At 36.3% G+C, this 23,611-nt stretch carries 22 protein-coding genes and 1 tRNA gene; 17 read left to right on the plus strand and 6 right to left on the minus strand.

The window, feature by feature from the left end:
* Positions 1–310: 310 nt before the first annotated feature.
* The 5 genes from ACHZAX_RS01135 (at position 311) to ACHZAX_RS01155 (ending at position 4,915) form a co-directional block, all read left to right on the plus strand.
* Complete coding sequence (locus ACHZAX_RS01135) at positions 311–484, plus strand: class IIb bacteriocin, lactobin A/cerein 7B family (protein ID WP_320017726.1); 174 nt, start codon at positions 311–313, stop codon at positions 482–484.
* Positions 485–524: 40 nt separating this feature from the next.
* Positions 525–692, plus strand: coding sequence for a hypothetical protein (locus ACHZAX_RS01140; RefSeq protein WP_320017727.1), 168 nt, complete (start codon positions 525–527; stop codon positions 690–692).
* Between the two features lie 472 nt (positions 693–1,164).
* Positions 1,165–2,952, plus strand: a complete 1,788-nt coding sequence (lepA, locus tag ACHZAX_RS01145; RefSeq protein ID WP_101309463.1) for a translation elongation factor 4 — start codon at positions 1,165–1,167, stop codon at positions 2,950–2,952.
* Positions 2,953–3,198: 246 nt separating this feature from the next.
* Positions 3,199–3,897, plus strand: coding sequence for a hypothetical protein (locus ACHZAX_RS01150; RefSeq protein WP_320017728.1), 699 nt, complete (start codon positions 3,199–3,201; stop codon positions 3,895–3,897).
* Positions 3,898–4,216: 319 nt separating this feature from the next.
* On the plus strand, positions 4,217–4,915 hold the full coding sequence (locus ACHZAX_RS01155; protein WP_180327267.1) for a LytR/AlgR family response regulator transcription factor: 699 nt from the start codon (positions 4,217–4,219) through the stop codon (positions 4,913–4,915).
* Between the two features lie 56 nt (positions 4,916–4,971).
* Here ACHZAX_RS01155 and ACHZAX_RS01160 read toward each other — a convergent pair whose 3' ends face one another.
* The 3 genes from ACHZAX_RS01160 to aspS form a co-directional block, all read right to left on the minus strand.
* Entirely contained in the window at positions 4,972–5,649 is a 678-nt protein-coding gene (locus ACHZAX_RS01160; RefSeq protein WP_320017729.1) for a hypothetical protein, read from the minus strand.
* 151 nt (positions 5,650–5,800) lie between these two features.
* Entirely contained in the window at positions 5,801–7,957 is a 2,157-nt protein-coding gene (locus tag ACHZAX_RS01165; RefSeq protein ID WP_320017730.1) for a TonB-dependent receptor, read from the minus strand.
* Positions 7,958–8,290: 333 nt separating this feature from the next.
* A complete protein-coding gene (aspS, locus tag ACHZAX_RS01170; protein ID WP_320017731.1) occupies positions 8,291–10,048 on the minus strand; it encodes an aspartate--tRNA ligase in 1,758 nt (585 codons plus the stop codon).
* Positions 10,049–10,430: 382 nt separating this feature from the next.
* On the opposite strand from aspS, the gene ACHZAX_RS01175 reads away from it, so the two are divergent.
* Positions 10,431–10,898, plus strand: coding sequence for a nucleoside deaminase (locus ACHZAX_RS01175; protein WP_101309473.1), 468 nt, complete (start codon positions 10,431–10,433; stop codon positions 10,896–10,898).
* 267 nt (positions 10,899–11,165) lie between these two features.
* On the plus strand, positions 11,166–11,882 hold the full coding sequence (gene deoD / locus ACHZAX_RS01180; protein WP_101309457.1) for a purine-nucleoside phosphorylase: 717 nt from the start codon (positions 11,166–11,168) through the stop codon (positions 11,880–11,882).
* 836 nt (positions 11,883–12,718) lie between these two features.
* On the opposite strand, the gene ACHZAX_RS01185 is transcribed toward deoD, so the two are convergent.
* Positions 12,719–13,942: a 3-phosphoshikimate 1-carboxyvinyltransferase gene (locus ACHZAX_RS01185; RefSeq protein WP_320017732.1), complete on the minus strand. Its 1,224-nt coding sequence runs from the start codon at positions 13,940–13,942 to the stop codon at positions 12,719–12,721.
* Positions 13,943–14,043: 101 nt separating this feature from the next.
* A complete protein-coding gene (locus ACHZAX_RS01190) occupies positions 14,044–14,574 on the minus strand; it encodes an adenine phosphoribosyltransferase (protein WP_101309472.1) in 531 nt (176 codons plus the stop codon).
* A 313-nt stretch (positions 14,575–14,887) separates the two neighbouring features.
* On the opposite strand from ACHZAX_RS01190, the gene ACHZAX_RS01195 reads away from it, so the two are divergent.
* From ACHZAX_RS01195 to ACHZAX_RS01240, 10 genes are all read left to right on the plus strand, one after another.
* Entirely contained in the window at positions 14,888–15,349 is a 462-nt protein-coding gene (locus ACHZAX_RS01195) for a hypothetical protein (RefSeq protein WP_101309454.1), read from the plus strand.
* A 42-nt stretch (positions 15,350–15,391) separates the two neighbouring features.
* Entirely contained in the window at positions 15,392–16,039 is a 648-nt protein-coding gene (locus ACHZAX_RS01200; RefSeq protein ID WP_320017733.1) for a hypothetical protein, read from the plus strand.
* 43 nt (positions 16,040–16,082) lie between these two features.
* Positions 16,083–17,186 carry a DNA-processing protein DprA gene (dprA, locus tag ACHZAX_RS01205; protein ID WP_320017734.1) on the plus strand — a complete coding sequence of 368 codons (1,104 nt, stop codon included), beginning with the start codon at positions 16,083–16,085 and terminating at the stop codon, positions 17,184–17,186.
* 203 nt (positions 17,187–17,389) lie between these two features.
* Positions 17,390–18,724 (plus strand): NADP-specific glutamate dehydrogenase, encoded by a 1,335-nt coding sequence (gene gdhA / locus ACHZAX_RS01210; RefSeq protein WP_101309451.1) that lies wholly within the window; start codon positions 17,390–17,392, stop codon positions 18,722–18,724.
* A gap of 120 nt (positions 18,725–18,844) precedes the next feature.
* Positions 18,845–19,621: a TatD family hydrolase gene (locus ACHZAX_RS01215; RefSeq protein ID WP_320017735.1), complete on the plus strand. Its 777-nt coding sequence runs from the start codon at positions 18,845–18,847 to the stop codon at positions 19,619–19,621.
* Position 19,622: 1 nt separating this feature from the next.
* Positions 19,623–20,657 (plus strand): asparaginase, encoded by a 1,035-nt coding sequence (locus tag ACHZAX_RS01220; protein ID WP_101309449.1) that lies wholly within the window; start codon positions 19,623–19,625, stop codon positions 20,655–20,657.
* Between the two features lie 215 nt (positions 20,658–20,872).
* Positions 20,873–21,694: a MotA/TolQ/ExbB proton channel family protein gene (locus tag ACHZAX_RS01225; protein ID WP_101309448.1), complete on the plus strand. Its 822-nt coding sequence runs from the start codon at positions 20,873–20,875 to the stop codon at positions 21,692–21,694.
* 9 nt (positions 21,695–21,703) lie between these two features.
* The gene (locus ACHZAX_RS01230; protein ID WP_101309447.1) at positions 21,704–22,153 is read left to right on the plus strand and encodes a hypothetical protein; all 450 of its coding nucleotides are present in this window, start codon (positions 21,704–21,706) and stop codon (positions 22,151–22,153) included.
* 53 nt (positions 22,154–22,206) lie between these two features.
* Positions 22,207–22,782 carry an ExbD/TolR family protein gene (locus ACHZAX_RS01235; protein ID WP_101309446.1) on the plus strand — a complete coding sequence of 192 codons (576 nt, stop codon included), beginning with the start codon at positions 22,207–22,209 and terminating at the stop codon, positions 22,780–22,782.
* Entirely contained in the window at positions 22,782–23,249 is a 468-nt protein-coding gene (locus ACHZAX_RS01240; protein ID WP_101309445.1) for an ExbD/TolR family protein, read from the plus strand. The genes ACHZAX_RS01235 and ACHZAX_RS01240 overlap by 1 nt, the downstream gene beginning before the upstream one ends.
* Before the next feature lie 232 nt (positions 23,250–23,481).
* Here the strand turns inward: ACHZAX_RS01240 and ACHZAX_RS01245 are convergent.
* A tRNA-Arg gene (locus ACHZAX_RS01245) sits at positions 23,482–23,555 on the minus strand.
* Positions 23,556–23,611: the final 56 nt, after the last annotated feature.

The raw sequence follows: 23,611 nt of genomic DNA on the forward strand, positions 1-23,611 counted from the left end.
CAAATTCTTATTATTCCAAGATTTTGATTTGAGAGTGACTTATTCGATAAAACTGGTTTCGGAAGAAGAGTGCAGACAAATAAGCGGAGGTTTTTCAATAAAAAAGTCCTCACTACTTTTTTATGAGAGTGGGCAATAATATATTTGTTGTTGTATTTCAATATTGGCCGATAAAAATACAAAAAGTGTAGGTTTAAAGAAAAAGCCCGAAAAACAGACGTACTCGCAAAAATACAATGCTGTTAATCGGACTAAGGCAAAGCCTGCACAAAATTAACTTTATTTAGTAATAATTTAAAATTTTGTGAAAATGAAAAATTTAAATGAATGTGGTGTTCTGGAAATGAATACACAAGAACTTAAAAAAGTGGATGGGGGTTTTTTAGCAATGCTTTGTGCTGGTCTTATAATTGCTGCTGCGACGGTTACTATGACAGATTGGGATAATTTTAAAAGAGGATTAATGGGGGAAGCTGAAGTCTAGATGAAAAATTAAGTTGAATAAATTAACAAATTTAACAAAAATGAATAATTTTACAGATATAACAAGGGAAGAGTTAGACGAAATTAATGGTGGCGGATTTGCTTATGATTTCGGTTGGACAATTAGATTTTTATGTAATTCAGGACCTAATGGTCAGAACGTGGGCTATGCGGTGGCTGATGCTTACTTAAATTATGAGCCACGTTAAATAATTTTTATAATTTCAAAGTTGTAGGCGTAAAATAATTATCTTACAACTTTGAAATAAAATTTGTAATTATGAGGAAGAAATTATCTACAAAACAATTTATGATTTTAGCTGTAAGCTTTCTGGTTTTCTTTTTTATTTTAAAAAAATGGGACTTTGTAAAGGAATTGGTTGTAAGCTTATTCAATTAATTTTTTTATCCTTGTTAGATAAAGGCTTTGTTTAGAATATGTAGCGTGATTAAGTTACTTTAAAGTATTTAGACACTTAAGTAGTTGTTTTATTGCAAGGTAATATGTCGGAAAAATTAGACTTCTTTCTTTAAACTCAAATTCTTATTATTCCAAGGATTTGAATATCTTTGCGGATTCAGTTAGGGATTTATAATTGCCAATCACGAATAGATAAAAAAACGTTCGTAATTGGTAATTGCCAATTCGTAATTACTAATTCTTAATTCGTTATTGATAAGATGAAGAACATACGTAATTTTTGTATCATAGCCCATATCGACCATGGGAAAAGTACCCTGGCCGACCGCTTGCTGGACGTGACCCACACCATTACCGATCGTGAGAAACAAGCTCAGGTATTGGATGATATGGATTTAGAACGCGAACGTGGAATTACCATTAAGAGTCATGCCATACAAATGGATTATGAGTTAAATGGTGAGAAGTACGTATTAAATTTAATAGACACTCCTGGTCATGTTGATTTTTCTTATGAAGTTTCGCGGTCGATAGCAGCCTGCGAAGGTGCATTGCTGATTGTTGATGCAACTCAGGGAATTCAGGCTCAAACCATTTCCAATTTGTATTTGGCCATTGAGAATGATTTGGAGATCATTCCGATTTTAAATAAAATAGATTTACCCAATGCAAATCCAGAAGATGTAAAAGATCAGATTGTGGATTTGTTAGGTTGCGATGTGGATGATATTCTTTCGGCAAGTGGAAAAACCGGCGAGGGAGTACCTGAAATACTGGAGGCAATTGTTTCACGTGTTCCTGCACCTACCGGTGATCCGGAAGCTCCTTTACAGGCTCTCATCTTCGATTCGGAATTCAACTCGTTTCGGGGAATTGTTGCTTATATCCGCGTGATGAACGGGGAAATAAAGAAAGGCGACACGGTTAAGTTTGTAAATACAAAAAAAGAATACCAGGCTGATGAGATTGGTGTATTGAGGTTAATACAGGAGCCAAGAGCATCACTTAAAACAGGTGATGTTGGATATATTATTTCGGGTATTAAAACTTCAACCGAAGTAAAAGTTGGAGATACCATAACACACAAAGAAAATCCGTGCAAAGAGGGAATTGATGGTTTTGCTGAAGTGAAACCAATGGTTTTCGCGGGTGTTTATCCTATCGATTCGGAAGATTACGAAGATTTGCGTGCGTCGATGGAAAAATTAAGGCTGAATGATGCTTCTCTTACTTTTGAGCCGGAATCATCAATGGCGCTTGGTTTTGGATTTCGTTGCGGATTTTTGGGCATGCTGCACATGGAAATTATTCAGGAGCGTTTGGATCGTGAATTCGATATGAACGTAATTACTACGGTTCCCAACGTTTCGTACATTGCTCACACCAAGAAAGGCGATAAATTTGAAATGCACAATCCGTCGGATATGCCGGATCCCAATTCATTGGATTTTATCGAGGAGCCATTTATTCGGGCACAAATTATTACCAAGTCGGAATATACCGGGTCTATTATGAATCTTTGCATGAGCAAACGGGGAATAATGACCAATCAGCAATACCTGACTAGTGATAGAGTAGAGTTGACCTACGAAATGCCATTGGGAGAGATTGTGTTCGATTTTTACGACAAACTAAAAAGTATTTCGAAAGGATATGCTTCTTTCGATTATTTTTTAATTGGTGTTCGACCCGCTAAATTGGTGAAGTTGGATATTCTTTTGAATGGTGAAGGAGTGGATGCTTTGTCTACTTTAATTCACTTCGATAATGCCCAGTCGTTTGGCCGGAGAATGTGTGAGAAATTGAAGGAATTAATTCCCCGTCAGCAATTTGATATTGCCATTCAGGGAGCCATCGGAGCCAAAATTATTTCCCGCGAAACGGTAAAAGCTGTTCGTAAAGATGTTACTGCAAAATGTTATGGTGGTGATATCACGCGTAAGCGGAAACTTTTGGAGAAACAAAAGAAGGGAAAGAAAAAGATGAAACAGATTGGTAATGTGGAAGTTCCTCAGAAAGCTTTCCTTGCTGTACTAAAATTGGACTAAATAATTATGAGTTATGAATTAGAAATGATGAATTAATTCTGATCAATAAATTTTTAAAAAGCTGTTCTACTTTTAGGACAGTTTTTTTTGTCTCTCATTATCTGTGTTTATCATTTCTTTCATAAATAATCTGCGTCTCATTTTAACCTTTCCTTAACTCTTTTTAGCTAAAGCTTAACTGCCTTTCGTTTAGGAGTATCGTAATTTTGATTGTAGAAATTATTATTTGAACCTAAAAGATAAGTTATGAAACGTTTATCACTCTATTTGTTGCTGGTTTGTTTTGCAGTTTTTGCTGCTCAAAGCTCTTTGGCTCAGAAGAAAGAAAAAAAAGATGAAAAACATGAAACGCATGTAAAGGTTAAGCTTATTGAAGATGGGAAAGAAACAGTTATCGATACTGTCTTTTATGATGCTGATGGTCACCAAAAAATGTTTGAAATGATGGAATTAAAGGGAATATCGGATTCTCTGATAAAAAAGCATCATGTTTGGATCTCTGATGATGGGGATGAGAATCATGGCAAGCACAAGAGAATAATGAAGACATTTGTTTTTTCATCAGATTCAGCTTGCGATGCTAAGGAGATGAGAGTAATGAATAAAATCAGAATTTCGGATGAGGATGGAAATGTAATTATTCATGGCGGCGATTCATGTATTAAAAAGGATATTCATATTGAAATGCTGGAAGGAGGAGATCATAAAATGCATATGATTGAATCTCATGGTAAAAAAGGAGAGAAAGTTTTTATTATCAACGATTCTGATGACGTTGAAGTGACTGAAGAGAATGGTTATAAAATCATCAAAATTAAAACTTCTGGTGATGAGAAAATGTGGATTGAAAAGGACAAGGATGTAGATATTACAGTAGAAGTAGAGGTTGATGATCAGAATGGTAAAAAAGTGAAGAAAATCAAGAGAAAGAAGAAAAAGGAATAGATCTTGAAAGGATCAAAACAAAATGCCTCGATATTGTCGGGGCTTTTTTGTTGATAAGAAGATGGGTTTTTTCCGTAAATTAAGAATGGCTGTCTTTAATTTGAACTCAAAAAATAAACTGGAAATTTTCTTATATTTATGTCCAATAACAAATTCGTATTGAGCCCACATAATGAACTTAAGCCAAATAAAAATCATTAATAGAAAGTACCCATTTTCGGTATTAAATCTGAAACATCTTTTTTTTATTGGAATAGCTGTAAGCGCAATTCTGTATATTTTTCAGCCTTTTGGGTTTTACAGTTATGAAAATAACAAAATGATCGCGTCGTTGGGATTTGGCACGATCACTTTTCTGTGTCTGCTTTTCATGAATACCTTCGTCAAAAAACAGCTTCATCAACTTTTCAATAAAAAGTGGACTGTTCTTAAAGAAATAGGGTACATCCTTTTCCTTCTGATTTTAATTTCCTTATCGAATTTGTATTATTTATCATTGATTATTAATGGTTTTCAGGTAAATGCATGGTCTTTTCTGTATACCTTATTACTAACAAGCGCGATTGGCATTTTTCCAATTACCGGAATGGTTTTAATTCGTTACAACAGGGCGCTTAAGAATAATTTGAGTCAGATTATTCAAGAAGGACGGAGTGGTGAAACAATGGAGCACAACAGCCCGATCACTTTTGAGAATGCAAACAAAACGGAGTCTGATTTTACAATCGAAATAAATAATTTCCTGTTTTTGGAAGCAATTAAAAATCATGTCCACATCTATTACTTAGTCGATGGACTTGTAAAAACAACAAGTATTCGTAACACGCTTACAAACCTGGTCGATCAGGTACAAAATGATGCTGTCTTTCAATGTCATCGCTCTTTCTTGATCAACTTAAACCAAATAAAGACGGCAAAAGGAAATTCGAACGGATATAAAATTCTCTTGAAAAATTACGAGCAGACAATACCCGTTTCGAGAAAATATGTTCCTGAATTTCAAAAAATAATATACTAGAGATTTGGATGATGAATCCATCATCCAATCTTTAAGTTTGAACGAATCAGTTGAAATTACTCTTGACTTGGACAATTTTGCTGAGCCGTTTTCAATTGTTGTTCTCCCCAATTTGGATCCAATTTGGTTTTTGGCGTAAAGGTTGAAAACATCAATTCTATTTTTTTTAAATCCTCACAAAAAGAAGATTGATCGGCACCCGTAAATTGAGCCATTCTGTTTTTAAACAAAGTCAATAATAGCACGGGGCGTGGATTTTCTCCATTGTAAGCAATTGCTTTGCTGTAAGCCGTAATTACTTCTTTGTAATAAATTTGCCCGTTTTGAGCTGGGTTTTGAGCAATTATTGCCAGGTAGTAGTAGCCTTCCAAAGTATAAACCTCCGATAAATTGGCCGATTTGTTTTGTTTTAAATTTTTAATTTTAAGCAAAGCCTCTTTTAGCAACACCTCTTGTTTCTCTATTGGTGCAGAGAAGGATGCTTTCAAATCAAGAAAGGCGATGTAGTAAGTTGTTAGCCATTCATCAGGAAACATAGTTTCCAATCTTTTTATTTCATTCACAACAGAGAGAAGGTCTGCTTCATTTTGTGCCGTACTTAATTTGGAAAGACTGCTTCCCAGAATTTGGTAAAACTCAGATTTTGTATTTTCATTAGTTGCAATTTGGTTTGTGCACAATGCCTGATTTAATAACATTACCATAAAAACGAGTACTACGCATAATTTTTTCATATGATTATAATTTTAGGTTTTTGCCATATGGAACTTTCCATGCCGGGAATAATCATCCCCTGTGTGCCAAAACACTTTTGCCATGGACGTTTCATATTCTTTAGTATTAAATGATTAGAATTTATTTTGTTGGTTTTTTATTTATTGATTGTTAAAAGCTTGATACATCATAGGCTGAATCGCTTTTTAGCGATATAAAAATGCCCACGTAATAGAATTGCTTTCTTGAATTGACTATTGGTTTGCGATTGTAAATCCCCTCTGTGTTTGTTGCGTTCGAATAAGTGTATCCATATACATTTTTCCTGCCTAAAACATTGGTGACAGATGAGTAGAGAATTACATTCTTACTTAAAAGAAAGGTCATGTTACAATCCAGGCTATGGTATTCAGGAGCCTTCGAATTGATAAAACCTGCTTTGTTTGGGTTGTTGTAAGGTCTTCCACTGGCATAGGAATATGTTAGTCCGGCATAAGCTTTTAAAGCAGGGATTGAATAGCGCAGTGATAAACTGGCATTGTGTTTTGTCGAAAATAGAGGAACCGATTCAACAGCGTAATCTTTGAATAATCTTTTTGAGTCGTTATAAGAGTATGCCAAGGTATATTTTAGTCGAAGCGGACTGCTTTCGCCGGATAAATACGCATCAATTCCTTTGCTTTTGCCGTATCCCAATGAGGAATAGGCATTATTTTGCAGCAAACCCAATCCTTCGTATTTTTTTTTGTACAATTCCACTTTTAAAACCGTTCCATTAAGTTCGTAAGAACCACTTAAAATGTAATGCATACAAGATTCTTGTTGTCCAATATTATTTTTTGAGAACAACACACCATCTTCCTGTTCCTGGAAGTATTTTCCAACAATTGCAGATGCTTGAAAACCATTATTTATGTAGTTCAATGAAAGTCGGGGAGCTAAGTTCCAACTATTTAGTAGTTCAGAATACTCCACTCTTGCAGAAGCATTTGCGTACAAATACTTTTTCAATTTAAACTGATTGTCTAGATAACCTGCATATAAATTGCGTTGTAAATCATTATCCATTAAAATGGCCGACAAGTTATCTTCATAGGTTTGGCTGTGGTTTTTTAAATATGCTTCTAAGCCTCCGCGTAGTTTATAAAATTTAGAGATGCTTTTTTCAATTTTGGCTTTCGCATGAAGTTCACTTTCGTGATCGGTAAATGCATCACCAACCAAATTTGTATTTTTATATTTGTTTGATGCGTAGGAGTAAGCAGTCCCCAAAAATAAATGATAATTGTTCTTTGTTCGGGTTGCAAAAGTGGAGTTGATGTAGTAATTGTCTCGGGCTAAGTCAAAATTACGGGTTGGAGTATTGTTCAAATCATCGGTTATGGTTCTAATAAAAGCTGTTCGGTCAATTCCTAAATACAATTTATGAACAGAATTCCTTCCTAATTGTGATCTGATCTGCACTTCACCGGCTAATGATCTGTAATCCTTTTTCCATTGATAGTCATCTGGAAATACTTTGCTGTAAAGGCTTTTGTTTGTGTAATTCACATTGGCCGAAACAGATGTCTTTTTCCAGGCATAAGTACCACCACCACCAATGCTCAATGGCGATGCATTTACGCCAATTTTTGTGCTCGAGGCTGCATCTTTTGTTTCCATAGGCAATATGGATGATAAAGCCTGACCATATTCAGAATCATATCCTCCTAATGATAAGTTGATGCCTTTGAACAGGAAGGGAGAAAATCTCGATCGGACAGGAGTGTTCTGGGCTGTTGAGGTATATGGGAACAAAACGTGCATTCCATCAATAAATGTTTGACTTTCCCGGGTTTCTCCTCCGCGAACATAAAGTTTACCATCTTCACCTACTTTTTGAGTTCCGGGAAGAGTTTGCAAGGCTCCGTAAATGTCACCATTCGAACTTCCTGTTAAAACCACATCAAGAGCATTCATTTTTTCTACCGTACGGCTTCTTCCAATGCTAAATGTGCTGGCAGTAACTACAATCTCATCCAAACCAAGTTCTTCCTGCTTCATGATAATAATCAGACCTTTTAAATTGGTAATTAGATCCTTCTTTTCATGTGTTTGATATCCCAGACAACTCACCACTAAAACCTGTTCTCCATTCGATGTACTTTCAAATTGGAAGAAACCTTCAGTATCTGTTGAGGCGCCTTCAACTGTTCCTTTTATATATACATTCGCTCCGGGTAAAGCTTGTTTGTTTTCATCTGTTACTTTACCTGATATTTTTATTTGAGCATTCAGCAGAAATAAATTCAGCAATAAAAATCCCATTAGGCAAATCGTCTTTTTCATTTGTATCGAGGTTAAAATCATTTTGTTTTCGATACAAGTATACATCCCCAATTGGGTTCTTTTCAAATGTTTGGGATTCATATCTAAAATTAGGGACTAATGACTATTGCCTGTGATCGGCGAAGAGAATTTGTGACGGATAACTAAGCTGTTTGGTGCATTTTTAACGGTTTTTTCCAGACAGTTTTTCTGTGTCTATCATTTTTTTTCATAAGTAATCTGCGTCCCATTTTAAACTTTCCGTGTTGTTTTGAAATCAGCGTCTAAATTAGAAAAAGGCACAAAAAAAGCTCCGATCATTTGATCGGAGCCTGTACTGATTTTTAAAGATCCTTACTTCAACTTCTTTCTGTAGTCAAGACCCAATTCAATCATTTGTGCTTCGGCAATCGGCGATGGAGAATCAATCATTACATCACGGCCCGAATTGTTTTTTGGGAATGCAATAACGTCTCTGATTGATTCGATACCTGCAAACATAGATGCCAAACGGTCAAATCCAAAAGCGATGCCGCCGTGTGGTGGTGCACCATATTTAAATGCATTCATCAGGAAACCAAACTGAGCTTGTGCCTCTTCATCGGTAAAACCAAGATGTTTGAACATACGGGCCTGAAGTTCTGTATCGTGAATACGAATAGAACCGCCGCCAATTTCAACACCATTAATAACCAAATCGTAAGCATTGGCACGAACTTTACCCGGATCAGTTTCCAGCATATGGAAATCTTCCTTTTTAGGCGAAGTAAATGGATGGTGCATGGCATGGAAACGTTCTGAATCTTCATCCCACTCTAAAAGAGGGAAATCAACAACCCAAAGCGGTGCGTAAACATTTTTATCGCGCAAGCCTAACTGATTACCCATTTCCAAACGCAGTTCGCTTAGCTGAGGCAATGTTTTGGCTTTTTCACCCACCAAAATCAAAATCAAATCGCCTGGTTTTGCATTACAAGCTTCCGCCCATTTCTGCAATTGCTCTTCAGTGTAAAATTTATCAACCGATGATTTATACGAACCATCTTCGTTGTATCTTAGGTAAACCAATCCTTTGGCTCCAATTTGCGGTTTTTTCACAAAATCGGTCAGCGCATCCAATTGTTTACGGGTATACGCAGCACATCCGGCAGCACAAATTGCCCCGATGTATTCGGCTTCATCAAAAACTTTGAAATCACTACCCTTAGCAATTACACTTAGGTCAACAAACTTCATATCAAAACGGATATCAGGCTTATCGTTACCATAAAATTCCATGGCGTCAGCGTAATCCAATCTTGGGAATTTGAAGTTCATCTCCACATCTTTCAATTTCTTGAATAAATGTTTGGTCAATCCTTCAAAAGTATCTAAAATGTCATCCTGCTCAACAAAGGCCATTTCGCAATCAATCTGTGTAAATTCAGGCTGACGGTCGGCACGTAAATCTTCATCGCGGAAACATTTTACAATTTGATAGTAACGGTCGAAACCGGAAATCATCAACAATTGTTTGAATACCTGAGGTGACTGCGGCAAAGCGTAAAACTCACCCTGATTCATTCTTGAAGGAACAATAAAGTCACGCGCACCTTCCGGAGTCGATTTTATCAATACAGGAGTTTCTGTTTCAATAAAATTCAACTGATCCAAATAGTTACGAACTTCGATGCCCATTTTGTGACGCAAAATTAAATTCTCGCGAACACAAGAACGGCGCAAATCGAGGTAACGATATTTCATTCTTAATTCATCACCACCATCGGTATTGTCTTCAATGGTAAAAGGAGGAATTGCCGATTTGCTCAAAATAGTTATATCACCAGCAATAATCTCAACAGCTCCTGTAGGTATTTTGTCGTTTTTACTTTGTCTTTCAGCAACCTTACCGGTAATTGCAACAACGAATTCACGGCCTAATTTTCTTGCCTTTTCGCATAATTCAGTATTGCTTTCCATATCGAAAACAAACTGAGTAATGCCATATCTATCACGAAGATCAACAAAGGTCATTCCCCCCAGGTTACGTGCTTTTTGCACCCAACCACTAAGTGTTACCGTATCGTTTACATTCTGAATTCTTAATTCTCCACAAGTATGAGTCCTGTACATCTTATACCATTTTATGATTTAACAAGCTATTAGTTATTAGCCATTAGCTGATTCCTGTTATTTAGGTCTGTTTCTTTAGATTTACTGTCGAACAATTATTAATATCAATTGCAGTGGCTAATCACCAACAGCTTTCTGTTATCAACCTCGTTCTTTGTTATTGGTTTTGTTAACTTTGCGAAATTACTAACAATTTGCGAAACTGAATACGCTTTTATTAATAGATTGTTAAATTTTAGCGATAAGAAATAAAATTAGATCTTAAGTTGTATGAAAGCAGTAGTTTGCAGCTCTGTTTTCGGACAATTACAATATGAACCGTTTGCAGTAGTTATGGATAAAATATTCTTTCTCATATCTCACATCTCAAATCTTTACTAATATGAACCAAGAGTCAGTTATATCTCCGTTTTCCGACGAATATTTTATGAAACAGGCCATGCAGGAAGCCCACAAAGCTTTCGAGGCCGATGAAATTCCGGTGGGCGCCGTTGTGGTGTGCAACAATAGAATAATAGCACGGTCGCACAATCTTACAGAGCGGTTGAATGATGTGACCGCTCACGCCGAAATGCAGGCCATAACTGCGGCAGCTAATTTTCTGGGGGGAAAATATTTGATAGACTGTACTTTATATGTAACTCTTGAACCTTGCAATATGTGTGCAGGTGCATTGGCGTGGTCGCAAATCTCAAAAATTGTATACGGTGCAAAAGATGAGAAAAGAGGATATACCCGTTTTTCGCCCAACCCAATGCATCCAAGAACCGAAGTAGTTTCTGGTATTATGGAACAGGAAAGTGCAGCTTTAATTCGCGACTTCTTTGCCCGTAAAAGAATGTCACTATAGAAAACGGAGAAAAGTGTAAAATAAAAAGGAGCAAAGTCCGATAAAATTATTATTTTTGCCTGCGGTAAGTAAAAAAGTGATTCGTAAAGTATCGTTGGGATAATTCTACTTTTTTAACACGATTGCCTGCCAAACTACCATCCAACCAATTTATATCCATATTTTTTTCGAAACTGAATAGTATATAATGCTGTTTCTGTGTTTGGTTCTTGTGATCCTTGCCGGAAATCCATTATCTTTATTTGTAAATCTATAAATCAATATATCATGAGTGCACACAATGAAGCCAAAATGGGCGATATTGCTGAAACTATCCTTTTACCCGGAGATCCTTTACGGGCAAAATACATAGCCGATAATTTTCTGGAAGATGTGGTTTGTTACAATAAAGTAAGAAACATGCTGGGTTTCACAGGAACTTATAAAGGCAAGCGCATTTCTGTGCAGGGAACGGGAATGGGCGTACCGTCAATTTCAATTTATTCTCATGAGCTGATTACGCAATATGGTGTAAAAAACCTGATTCGTATCGGAACCTGTGGATCATTTAACGAAGATGTGCATGTTCGCGACGTAATTTTGGCGATGACATCCTGTACCGATTCAGCCATCAATAAGAACTTATTTAAAGGCATGGATTATTCTCCATGTGCCGATTTTGGTTTGTTGAGCGATGCCCATAAGGCGGCCACCGAACAAGGGGTAAATATTAAAGTGGGCAGTACATTAACGTCCGATATTTTTTATCACGATTTAGAAAATAATCCTGAACCATTTAAAATTTGGGCAGATTACGGCGTTTTAGCAGTAGAAATGGAAGCAACAGCTTTGTACACAATCGCAGCTCGAAACAAGGCGAAAGCTTTGGCAATTCTTACCGTTAGCGATCATATCCTAACCGGCGAGGAGACAAGTGCCGAAGAGCGCCAAACAACACTTCATACCATGATAAAAATTGGTTTGGAGACAGCAATCAGACAATAATTTTAGATCAGATACATTTATTGTAAGTATGGGAGAAGCTTTGGGGAGTTTCTCCTTTTTTTATTTTCTATTGATGCGATCCGGAAAACGGAGGTGCAATTAGAAATTGTGCATTATTAATTGCCAATTATTTTGGGCGTGTCCCTCAGTTCTTCGGGTCAGGCTTTATGTTCCAACTCCTCGCCCCAACACACAAATCCAACCCCAGCTGTGGGGTTTCCACTGCAATCCTTCACGCATGCCGTCCATGTCGGGGGGTGACTTGACTGCATGTGGATTTTCAGTATCAGTTATCCTCCTGTTAAAGGAGTTTCGTTGGATGCGAACGATTCAAAATCGCCAACTCAACAGTTTCCAGTTGCCTGAAACATTTAGAGAGTTGTGTTTTGAACCTACTTTTGCTGAAGACCAAAGAGTAGGATCCTTATCTGTAAATCATTCCTTAAGTACCTTTCGGTATTGTTTTCATTATCTTTTGAATTTTTGATACCGATTAAAATATATTTTGATGTACATCAAAAATAAGTTTCATGTACATCAAAATAAAACTTGATGTACATCAAACTTATATTTTATAACTAGTGTATGATCAACTTGTGCTTACCGCAGTTTTAGACCATCAGGATATAGCCATAGACAACAAGGTGGTTCAGGTTATTAAAATATTGAGGAGCTCACTTTAAGTGTCGTTCTCAGTGTGGTTAATAATTGATTCCCACACTGAAATCGAGAGTGCCAGGCTTATTTTAGATCAAATAGATTTAAATGACTGTAGTTTATAAAACAACCCCGTTAGGCTTAGCTCTAACGGGGTTGTTTCTAATATCATATAGGATTTATTCCTTCACTTCAAAACCCAATTCTTTTAGTTGTTCCCAAAAGTTAGGGTACGATTTTTTCACCACGTCGGGCGAATCAATTACCACATTTGGCCGAACCAGTGCGATGGGGGCAAATGCCAAGGCCATCCGATGATCGTGGTAAGTTTCGATCGCAATATTTTCCTCCTCTGCTTTTCGTTCACCATTCCAGGCCAATTCGCCTTCGTCCGGTTCGGTAAGAACGTAACCTAATTTTCCCAATTCGGTGATCAGAGCAAAAATACGGTCTGTTTCTTTAATCTTCAAAGTCTCTAAGCCGGTAAAGTGGAAAGGAATGTTTTTTAAACAGGCACAAACGGCAAATGTCTGAGCCAAATCGGGCATCTGATTAAAATCGAACTTTAGTTTTGTACAATTGGCTGCCATCTTTTCAATGAACATTCCCCGTTTCGAGAATTGAGCTTTAACGCCTAGTTTCTCAAAAACCGGAACCAATCCGGAATCACCCTGAAAACTGTTTCGTCTCAATCCATCTAAATACAGTTTTCCTTCATCGGCCAAAGCCATAAAAGCAAACCAGTACGATGCACCCGACCAATCGCCCTCAACCACATACGGAATTCGCTGATAAGCCTGATTGGCCACAAAAATTTCCTGTCCTTTAAATTCCGATTTCACACCAAACTCTTCCATAATATTCAGAGTCATTTCGATGTACGAACGCGAAACGATTTTTCCGCTTAGTTTAATCCGCAATCCCTTTTCAAGCGTAGGCGCAATTAAAAGCAATGCAGTAATGTACTGAGAGCTGGTGTTTCCCTTTAGCTCTACTGCTTCACCGGTAAGGTTCGATCCAAAAATTTTAAGCGGCGGATAACCATCTTTTTCCAAATAGGTAATTTGAGCGCCTATTGAGTTTAGAGCATCAACCAAAACACCAATGGGTCTTTCCTTCATTCTGTGCGAACCGGTTAAGGTCCATTCGCCAACAATTTTAGAGAGGTATGCAGCTAAAAAGCGCATGGTGGTTCCGGCATGTCCAACATCAAAACTATTGGTGTTGGAATTTAGAATGCTCTGCATTGCTTTTGAATCATCACAATCCGAAAGATTTTTAATCGGCTCAAAATTGCAGCTCAAAGCATTAATAATTTGAACTCGGTTTGAAATGCTTTTAGAGGCGGGAAGAACAATTCTTCCTTCCAGTAAATTATTTTTTTTCGAAATGGAGTATTGCATCGAACTCAGTTTTGTCTGTGTAAAATACCGGGATAGAACAAATCAGGTCATCAAAACCATTTTGGGTTAAGATGACCTGAATGATAATTTTTATGCTTTATTTAAAAGTGGAATACAGAATCAACTTCATATTGAGTAGCCAATTTATCACGGCCTTTCAAAAAGTCAAGTTCTATCAAAAAGTTCACGAAAACATTTTTCAAATTAAACCGACTCAATAAATCGATAGAAGCTTTTGCTGTGCCGCCTGTTGCCAATAAATCATCGTGCAGCAAAACTACATCGTCAGAATCTAAAGCATCCTGATGGATAAAAATTTCATCTTCTCCGTATTCCAAAGAATATTTCTCAGAGAAAGTTGGCGAGGGCAATTTACCAGGTTTTCTTACTGGAACAAAACCAGCACCTAAACGATAGGCTAAAACTGTTCCTAAAATAAAACCACGGCTTTCTAAACCAACAACCTTTGTTATTCCTTTGTCTTTATATTGATTGTAAAGAGTGTCGACTAAAGTTGCCAGATGTTTATCATCTTTCAACATGGTTGTGATATCCTTAAATACGATTCCCGTTTTAGGAAAATCAATTACGTCTCTTATCGAATCTTTTGCTTCCTGAAGTCTTACTTCCATTTTATTTTCTTTTTCCAAACCAGGAGTACGAAAACATCCAATTTCATTCCGTTTTTCTGTCTGTAAGACGCGAAAAATCAGAAGAAGTGGAACATTCACCCCCTCCTCACTTAATTATTCTACAATTACTTACTTGATATAGTGTGGGATAATTCCGGGTAAAAATAAAAAAGTCTGAGTAAATATTCATTATATATTAGTAAAAACTGCATTTATGATTTGAAATGAGAAACTATTTTTCAGATCCCTGGATTTTCATTGCTGAACTCCACTTTAGTTTTTACCTTTGATTAAATTCAATTTTAGAATCAAAATGACCATAAACAATCAAAATCGCGCAGCCTGGATTAAGCTTTTTTACTACGTGTTTATCTTTTTATATCTGGCGGTAAGCATTCTTTTAATTTATTTAAAGGCAAAGCCGATTTATCCAATTTTCGGAGCAATCAGTGGTTTCGTTTTTGCCTGCATCGCACTTAGTTTATCGCTCAATTTGAACTATATTATCTATCAGGAATCAGAAGAGAAAATAATTTTGAGATATTATCCGCTGCACCCTTTTCATCAGAAGTTCAAATCTATTGAAATTCCCAAAAGTCAGTTGTCTCATTTCGATTTAAAAAGAAAACTGTTTGGCTTACGGCCTGAAGTTACTTTGTATCAGCAAACAGAAAGAGGATTGGCAAAATACCCATCAGTTAGTATCTCTTCTCTTACAAAATTTAGTCAGGCGGAAATGATTAAATCATTGCAAAAGAATTCCAAAAAAAAGTAATAAGATTTACTTTTGCGGTGGAGCGTACTAAAACAGATTTGTATGCGTTATCAGTTCTGTAAATCCTTTATTGAAGATTATTATAACATGATTAAAAGAATTAAATGTCAGTTAGCACTGTTGATTGTGGTGCTTGTATTGCCAACTACTATATTGGCTCAGAAAAATGATGTAAGACTTAATATTGGAATTCCTTTAGGAAAATATGGGAAGTTTGATCACAACTTTAATGGTTCTGATGAAACCAACTCGCCATCATTCATTATTCAGTTGGAGAAAAACTGGAAGCCTGATTTAAGTATTGGTGCTTATGTGGGTTATGCAGGGCAAAAGCATGAGTTCAACTTGGGTTTTGATGAGGTAAAATATAGCTATTATCGATTTGGAACGGTATTAACTTATGAGTTGAATGGCTGGCTTTCCGAAATGAATATTGCACCTGACAATGGGATTGAAATGTATGCCAGTGTAAAAACAGGGCTTTCTCTGGAGAATCGAAAATCTTCAATTTCCAGATTAGATGGAGGAAATATTCCTACTGTTAAAACCAACAGAAATAACGAATTGCTTTTCGATCTCGGTGTTTTGCTGGGCACCCGTTACTATTTTTCAAATCAATTCGGCATTTTTGCAGAATTGGGTTGGGGAAATGCAGGATTTTTTACAATAGGAACAACCTTTACCTTATAAATATTTTGTAAATTAGTCCTCGTTTATTTAATTGGATGAATATATGGAGGATATTTACAAAATAGCTATTAGTTTTTTGAATGGGATAGGCCCGGTTAATACAAAGAAAGTAATTGCCTATACCGGAAGTGTTGAGGGGCTGTTTAAGGAGAAAAAGCAAAATCTGCTAAAAATTCCGGGAATCGGACAATCTTTTATTGATAAGCTGGATCGGGATAACGCGATTCAGTTGGCTGAAGAAGAGTTAAAGTTTATTGCAGATAATCATATTCGTGTTAGTTTCTATTTAGAGAAAGATTATCCGCAAAGGCTTTTAAATTGTGCCGATTCGCCTTGCACGCTATATTATAAAGGAAATACTGATTTTAATGCGGCACGTACTATTAGTATTGTAGGAACCAGAAATGCCAGTGATTACGGACGGGAGATCTGCAATAAGCTGATACAGGATTTATCCGAAAAGGAGGTTAAGCCGTTAATTATAAGTGGTCTTGCTTATGGTGTTGATATTTGTGCCCATAAGGCAGCTTTGCGAAACCAATTGAAAACTGTTGCTGCAATAGGTCACGGATTGCATATGCTATATCCTTCGCAGCACAAAAGATATGCTGAGGAGATAGTTAACCAAGGGGCATTAATTAGTGAATTCACATCCAAAAGTAAATTCGATCCTAAAAATTTCGTTCGCAGGAACAGAATCATTGCAGGAATGGCAGATGCTACTATTGTTATTGAGTCAGCATCAAAAGGAGGTTCGTTGGTGACTGCCGATATTGCCAATTCGTACAACAGAGATGTTTTTGCATTTCCAGGCCGAACATCTGATAAAAGTTCTACGGGTTGTAATAAACTAATAAAAACGAATCAGGCTCACCTTATAGAGAGTGTTGCCGATTTGGAATACATATTAGGATGGGAAAATAAGAATAAGAGTCCTAAAACGGTTCAGACAAAATTATTTATTGAGCTATCTCCCGAAGAAGAGTCACTTGTTCAGGTACTTAAGGAGAAAGGTAACATGCCTATAGATAGCATTAGTCTGAAAACGTCATTTCCGATGAGTAAAGTGTCAAGTTTACTTCTGAAATTGGAATTTGAAGGCATAGTAAAGTCACTTCCGGGGAAAATCTACACTTTGAATACATGAATTTTATCATTTTTTTTTGATAAATGTTGTAGAGCAGAAAGGATGGTTTTGTAAGTAGCTGATAATCAATTGTAAAAAGTTTACGAAAACGTTGTAAAAAAAATATTAATTTAATTTGCGATTATGAAAAAATATATACTTTTGAACCAAGAACTAATATTTAAAACAACACAATCTAATTTAATTTCATAACATAGTTTGGCATGGAAGCAAAGATTAATGAATTCATGGAAGGCCTAAAGGCCAAAACTCCTGGAGAAGCAGAATTTCATCAGGCAGTTCAAGAAGTAGTAGAAACAGTTTGGGAAACTTATGATGCAAATCCTAAGTACAAAGCTGCGAAAATTCTTGATAAAATGTGTGAGCCGGAACGTACAATCATGTTTCGTGTACCATGGATCAATGATAATGGTGAAGTAGAAATCAACCGCGGATACCGTGTTGAATTCAATAGTGCAATTGGACCCTATAAAGGTGGATTACGTTTTCACCCATCGGTTACATTAAGTGCATTAAAATTTTTAGGCTTTGAGCAGACATTCAAAAACTCTTTAACAACATTACCTATGGGTGGTGGAAAAGGAGGTTCTGATTTCAATGCAAAAGGAAGATCAGATAACGAAATTATGCGTTTTTGTCAAAGTTTCATGACTGAGCTTTGCAGACACATCGGTCCTAATACTGATGTTCCTGCCGGGGATATCGGAGTAGGTGGTCGTGAGATTGGATATTTATTCGGACAATACAAGAGAATTCGTAACGAATTTGTTGGTGTATTAACTGGTAAAGGTCTTGAATTTGGTGGATCATTAATTCGTCCTGAAGCAACTGGATTTGGAGCTGTTTATTTCGCTCAGCATATGTTGGCAGAAAACAATGAAACCTTAAATGGTAAAATTGTTGCTCTTTCAGGTTTTGGTAATGTTACTTGGGGTGCTGCTCTTAAATTGGTAGAGTTAGGTGCTAAAGTTGTTACCATTTCGGGTCCTGATGGATATGTATATGATCAGGAAGGTTTAAATGCTGAAAAGATCGATTATTTATTGGATTTGAGAGCTTCTAATAATGATGTTGTTGCTCCTTATGCTGAAAAATTTGGTGCTAAATTCTTCCCTGGTAAAAAACCTTGGGAGGTTAAAGTTGATTTGGCTTTCCCTTGTGCAATTCAAAATGAGTTGAATTTAGAGGATGCTAAATTATTGGAAGCAAACGGATGTAAATATGTTGTTGAGACTTCAAACATGGGTTGTACTGCAGATGCAGCTTTCTATTTAGTGGATGCTATGGCTTTTGCTCCAGGTAAAGCGGCTAATGCTGGTGGTGTTGCTGTGTCTGGTTTAGAGATGTCACAAAACTCTATGCGTTTCAACTGGTCTACTGAAGAGGTGGATGAGAAGTTGGGTCGTATCATGAAAGATATTCACGATACTTGTGTTAAATTCGGAACAGAGAATGGACACATCAACTATATTAAAGGTGCTAATATTGGTGGTTTCGTAAAAGTTGCCGAAGCTATGTTGGCTCAAGGCTGCGTATAATATACTATATTGCCTACTATATAAAAGCCGGCTTTGCCGGCTTTTTTTAATTGATATTCGCTTATTATTAGTTTGGCAAGTCACTGCTGTTTGTATATGTTTGCACAAAAGTTGTGAAAGATGAAATTGATTGATACCCATTCCCATATATATTCAGATGATTTTAAAGATGATATTGAAGAAATCATCTCAAATTGCAGGAAAGTAAATATCGGGAAAATCCTGCTTCCTAATATTGATTCGGAATCGATACCAAAAATGAATCGATTGGTGAAACGTTTTCCTGATATGTGCGTGCCCATGATGGGACTTCACCCTACATCAGTAAAAGAAAACTACAGGGAAGAGTTGGAGAATTGTAAAGCCTGGCTTGCAAAAGGAGATTATTGTGCGATTGGTGAAATAGGTATGGATTTGTATTGGGACAAAGCTTTTGTGAAAGAACAGCAAATTGTTTTCGATACTCAGATTAATTGGGCACTTGAAAGAGAGCTTCCAATTGTTATTCATGCCAGAGATTCATTCGATGAGATTTTTGAAATATTGGAATCTTATCGCAATAGTAATTTAAAAGGTGTGTTTCACAGCTTTACCGGAAATACGGAGCAAGCTGTAAAAGCAATTGGTTTTGGATTTCTGTTAGGGATTAATGGAATTGTAACCTTTAAGAATTCCGGACTTGATAAAACAGTCGGATCTATTGGATTGGATCATCTGATTTTGGAAACTGATGCCCCTTATCTGGCGCCTGTGCCAAAGAGGGGAAAAAGAAACGAAAGCTCGTACTTGGTTCATATTGCAAGTAAGCTTTCTGAAATTTATCAGCTTAGCTTAGATGAGGTGGCCAAAATAACAAGTGCAAATGCGGAAAAATTATTCAATATTGAATTGAAGTAAAATGGAACAGAAACAAACTTCTATTTTAATAATATATACCGGAGGAACCATTGGTATGGTGAACGATCCTGAAACGGGTTCGTTGAAACCATTTGATTTTGATCATATCCTAAAGCAGGTTCCGGAATTGAACGGATTTGGGTTTAAATTGGAATCAATAGCTTTTGAGCCATTGATCGATTCATCAAACTTAAATCCGAAGGTATGGATAAAGATTGTTGAAATAATAAAAGAGAATTATCAGAAATTTGATGGCTTTGTTGTATTGCATGGAACGGATACCATGTCGTACACTGCTTCAGCCTTGAGTTTTATGCTGGATAATCTGCAGAAACCAGTTATCCTTACCGGATCTCAATTGCCAATAGGTACATTAAGAACAGACGGGAAAGAGAATTTAATTACAGCTATTGAAATTGCCGCGGCTTATCAAAACGGACAAGCTATGGTGCCTGAAGTTTGTGTTGTGTTTGAGAATAAGCTTTTTCGAGGCAATCGAACAACAAAGCACAATGCAGAGCATTTTAATGCATTTCATTCTTATAATTATCCTGATCTGGCAAAGATTGGAATTCATATCAATTATAATTATTCGGCAATTCATTATCCCAGTCAAGTGGGAGAACTAGAAATATCAACCTCTTTGGATCTAAATATTGCGATCTTAAAGATATTTCCAGGTATAAATAAGACTGTGGTTGACTCCATTCTTAACAGTAAAGGATTGAGAGCTGTAATAATGGAAACATATGGAGCGGGAAATGCACCTACAGATAAGTGGTTTATAGACTCAGTTAAAGCTGCAATCGAGAAGGGGATAATCGTATATAATGTTACTCAATGTGCTGCTGGAAGTGTTGAGATGGGCTTGTATGAAACTAGTCTGGAGCTATTACATGCAGGTGTTGTTAGTGGTAGAGATATAACTACTGAGGCTGCGGTAACCAAACTTATGTATGTGTTGGGGAAAAACTTAAATTCAGAACAAATCAAATTCCTTTTAAATAAATCTTTGAAAGGTGAATTAAGCCAATAGTTTATTTGTTTTTCACATTTTTTTTGTAATTTGGTGCACTGTTTAGTCCCTTCTGTATTACATAAAATTAAATTCATGATTATCATGGAAAACAGATGTAGAAAGACTTTTCTTAATAAAAGGAATATTCAACTAAGTAATTAGTTGTTTTAGAGATCGTAATCGTTTAATTTTGTAAAAAATAATTTCGTTAATTAAAATTTGAAAAACAGACTATGAAAAAGTTATTTGCATTTATAGCAGTTATCGGGATGCTAAGCTTAGGAGCGTCAACAAACGTATTTGCTCAGGATGAGACAGCAGAACAAGCTACCGTAGATACAACGCAAGTTGCTGGGGAAGTTGCAGAAGAAGTTGTTGAAAAAGCAAGCCCGGTAATGGAAGAGGAAGCTATCGAAAGTACTTCTTTTCACCAAGTTGTGAAAAAACAATTCATCCAAGGTGGTGCGATGTTTATGAGTTTTGTATTGTTAACACTTATTTTAGGTTTAGCTCTTTCTATCGAAAGAATCATTTACTTGAATATGTCGACAACTAATACTAAAAAATTGTTCGCTAATCTTGAAGATGCATTGAACAACGGTGGCGTTGAAGCAGCTAAAGAAGTTTGTAGAAATACTCGTGGCCCTATTGCCAGTATTTTCTACCAAGGTCTTGATCGTATCGATGAAGGTATTGAAGTAGTTGAGAAATCAGTTGTTTCTTACGGTTCTGTTCAAATGGGTCTTTTAGAAAAAGGTCTTTCCTGGATTGGTTTGATGATTGGTCTGGCTCCTATGTTAGGATTTATGGGTACTGTAATTGGTATGATCGACGCTTTCGATTCTATCCAGTCTATGGGTACTATTTCTCCGGCAGCTGTAGCAGGTGGTATTAAAGTTGCTTTGATTACTACTGTATCTGGTTTGATCGTTGCTATGATCCTTCAGGTATTCTATAACTACTGTACTTCAAAAATTGACAGTATTGTGAACAACATGGAAGATGCTTCTATCTCTCTTCTTGATATCCTTGTAAAATACAACATGAAAAAATAATTTTAGACTATGTCAAATACATTGAGTAAATATTTAAATATTCTCACCTATGTAATGATTGGTCTAACAGCAATTTTTGTTGCCATGTTTTACTTAGGTGGTGATCTACCAAATCAAGCGGATCAAACACCTGTTTATACTGATGTTTTAATACAGTGGGCAAAAGCATTGTTTATTGTTTGTGCTGGTTTGGCTTTGGGTTTTCCTATCATTCAGTTAGTGACTAATCCTAAAGGAGCTGTTAAAGGTTTGGGTGGATTAGTTGGTTTGGGATTGGTAATCCTTATTGCTTATTCATTATCAGATGCAACATTGTTAGATCTTCCTGGTTATACCGGTGCTGATAACACTCCTGGAGCACTGCAATTTGCAGATACTGTATTGTACACCATGTACATTTTAGGTGTTGGAACAGTTGCAGCTATTGTTGTGACCGAAGTATTAAGAAAATTACGTTAAGTAAATGATCCGGGTTTTAATTTCGGATCGATATACCTTTAGATTATAATATTATGGCAAGAAAAACACCAGAGATTAATTCTAGTTCGATGGCCGATATTGCATTCTTGTTGTTAATTTTCTTCTTGGTTTCGACGACTATGGACATTGATACAGGTATCTATAAAAAGTTACCACCAATTCCAGAGGAAGAGGAAATAGACGCACCAAAGGTTAAACAACGTAATGTTTTAGCTATTTTGGTGAACCGCAACGATGACTTATTGGTTAATGGAGAAGTTCTTAGTATTTCGCAATTGCGCGAAAAAACAAAGGAATTTATCCTGAACCCGCTAAATAGTGCAGATTTACCTGAGAAAAAACTTACTACAATCCCGTTTTTTGGAGATGTAATGGTTTCAAAAGGTTTGGTTTCTTTGCAAAATGACCGCGGAACCAGTTACGAAATGTACATTAAAGTACAGGACGAACTTGCAGCAGCATCTCGTGAATTAAAAGATGAGAAGGCAATGCAAAAGTGGAACAAGAAATATGCAGACTTGAATGAGGAGCAGCAGGATGCTGTTAGGGATTATGTGCCAATGCAAATTTCTGAAGCTGAACCTAAAAATGTGGGAGGAAAAAAATAATGGGAAAATTTAAAAAAGGTGGTTCTAAGGAGCTTCCGGAAATTTCGACAGCTTCTCTTCCTGATATCGTATTCATGCTTTTATTTTTCTTCATGGTTAGTACAACTATGCGTGAAGTGGAATTGAATGTAGATATCATGGTTCCAAGTGCAAAAGAAATCGTGAAATTGGAAAAAAAGGATCTTGTTAGTAACATCTATGTAGGTGTTCCAATGAGAAAATTTGCAAAAACGATGGGTACTGAACCACAAATTCAATTGAATGATCAATTTTCAACAGTTGATGATATTCAGGCTTTTATTGCTGCTGAAAGAGAAGCAAGAAAAGAGGAATTACGAAACAAGTTGACTACTTCTCTTAAAGTTGATCAATATACCAAGATGGGTATTATTATCGACATTAAGCAAGAACTTAGAAAAGCAAGTTCGTTAAAGTTGAATTATTCTACACGTGAAACAGCGGAATAATATTCCAGGTTTATACATATTTAAAAGAGAGTCCAAACGGACTCTCTTTTTTTTTGCTGAAACTTTATTGTTCTTCCATTTTGAATAGTGTCTTTCTCAAGTCAATGCGTTTCATAAACACTTTAGATGTGATTTGTTGAAAGTGATAATTGTTTGAGGAGTATTCTTTTTTGATTGTATCCAATGGAATAAAATAGAAAAGCCAATCGATAATTATCGATTGGCTTTTTTGTGACCCGTACAGGATTCAAACCTGTGACCTTCAGAACCGGAATCTGACGTTCTATTCAGCTGAACTAACGGGCCGATTACGTGTGCAAATTTAGAAAAATATTTTGTTCTGCATCGCATCTAAATACATT

The sequence above is a fragment of the Labilibaculum manganireducens genome, assembly GCF_963665805.2.
In the GTDB taxonomy this organism is placed as follows: domain Bacteria; phylum Bacteroidota; class Bacteroidia; order Bacteroidales; family Marinifilaceae; genus Labilibaculum; species Labilibaculum manganireducens.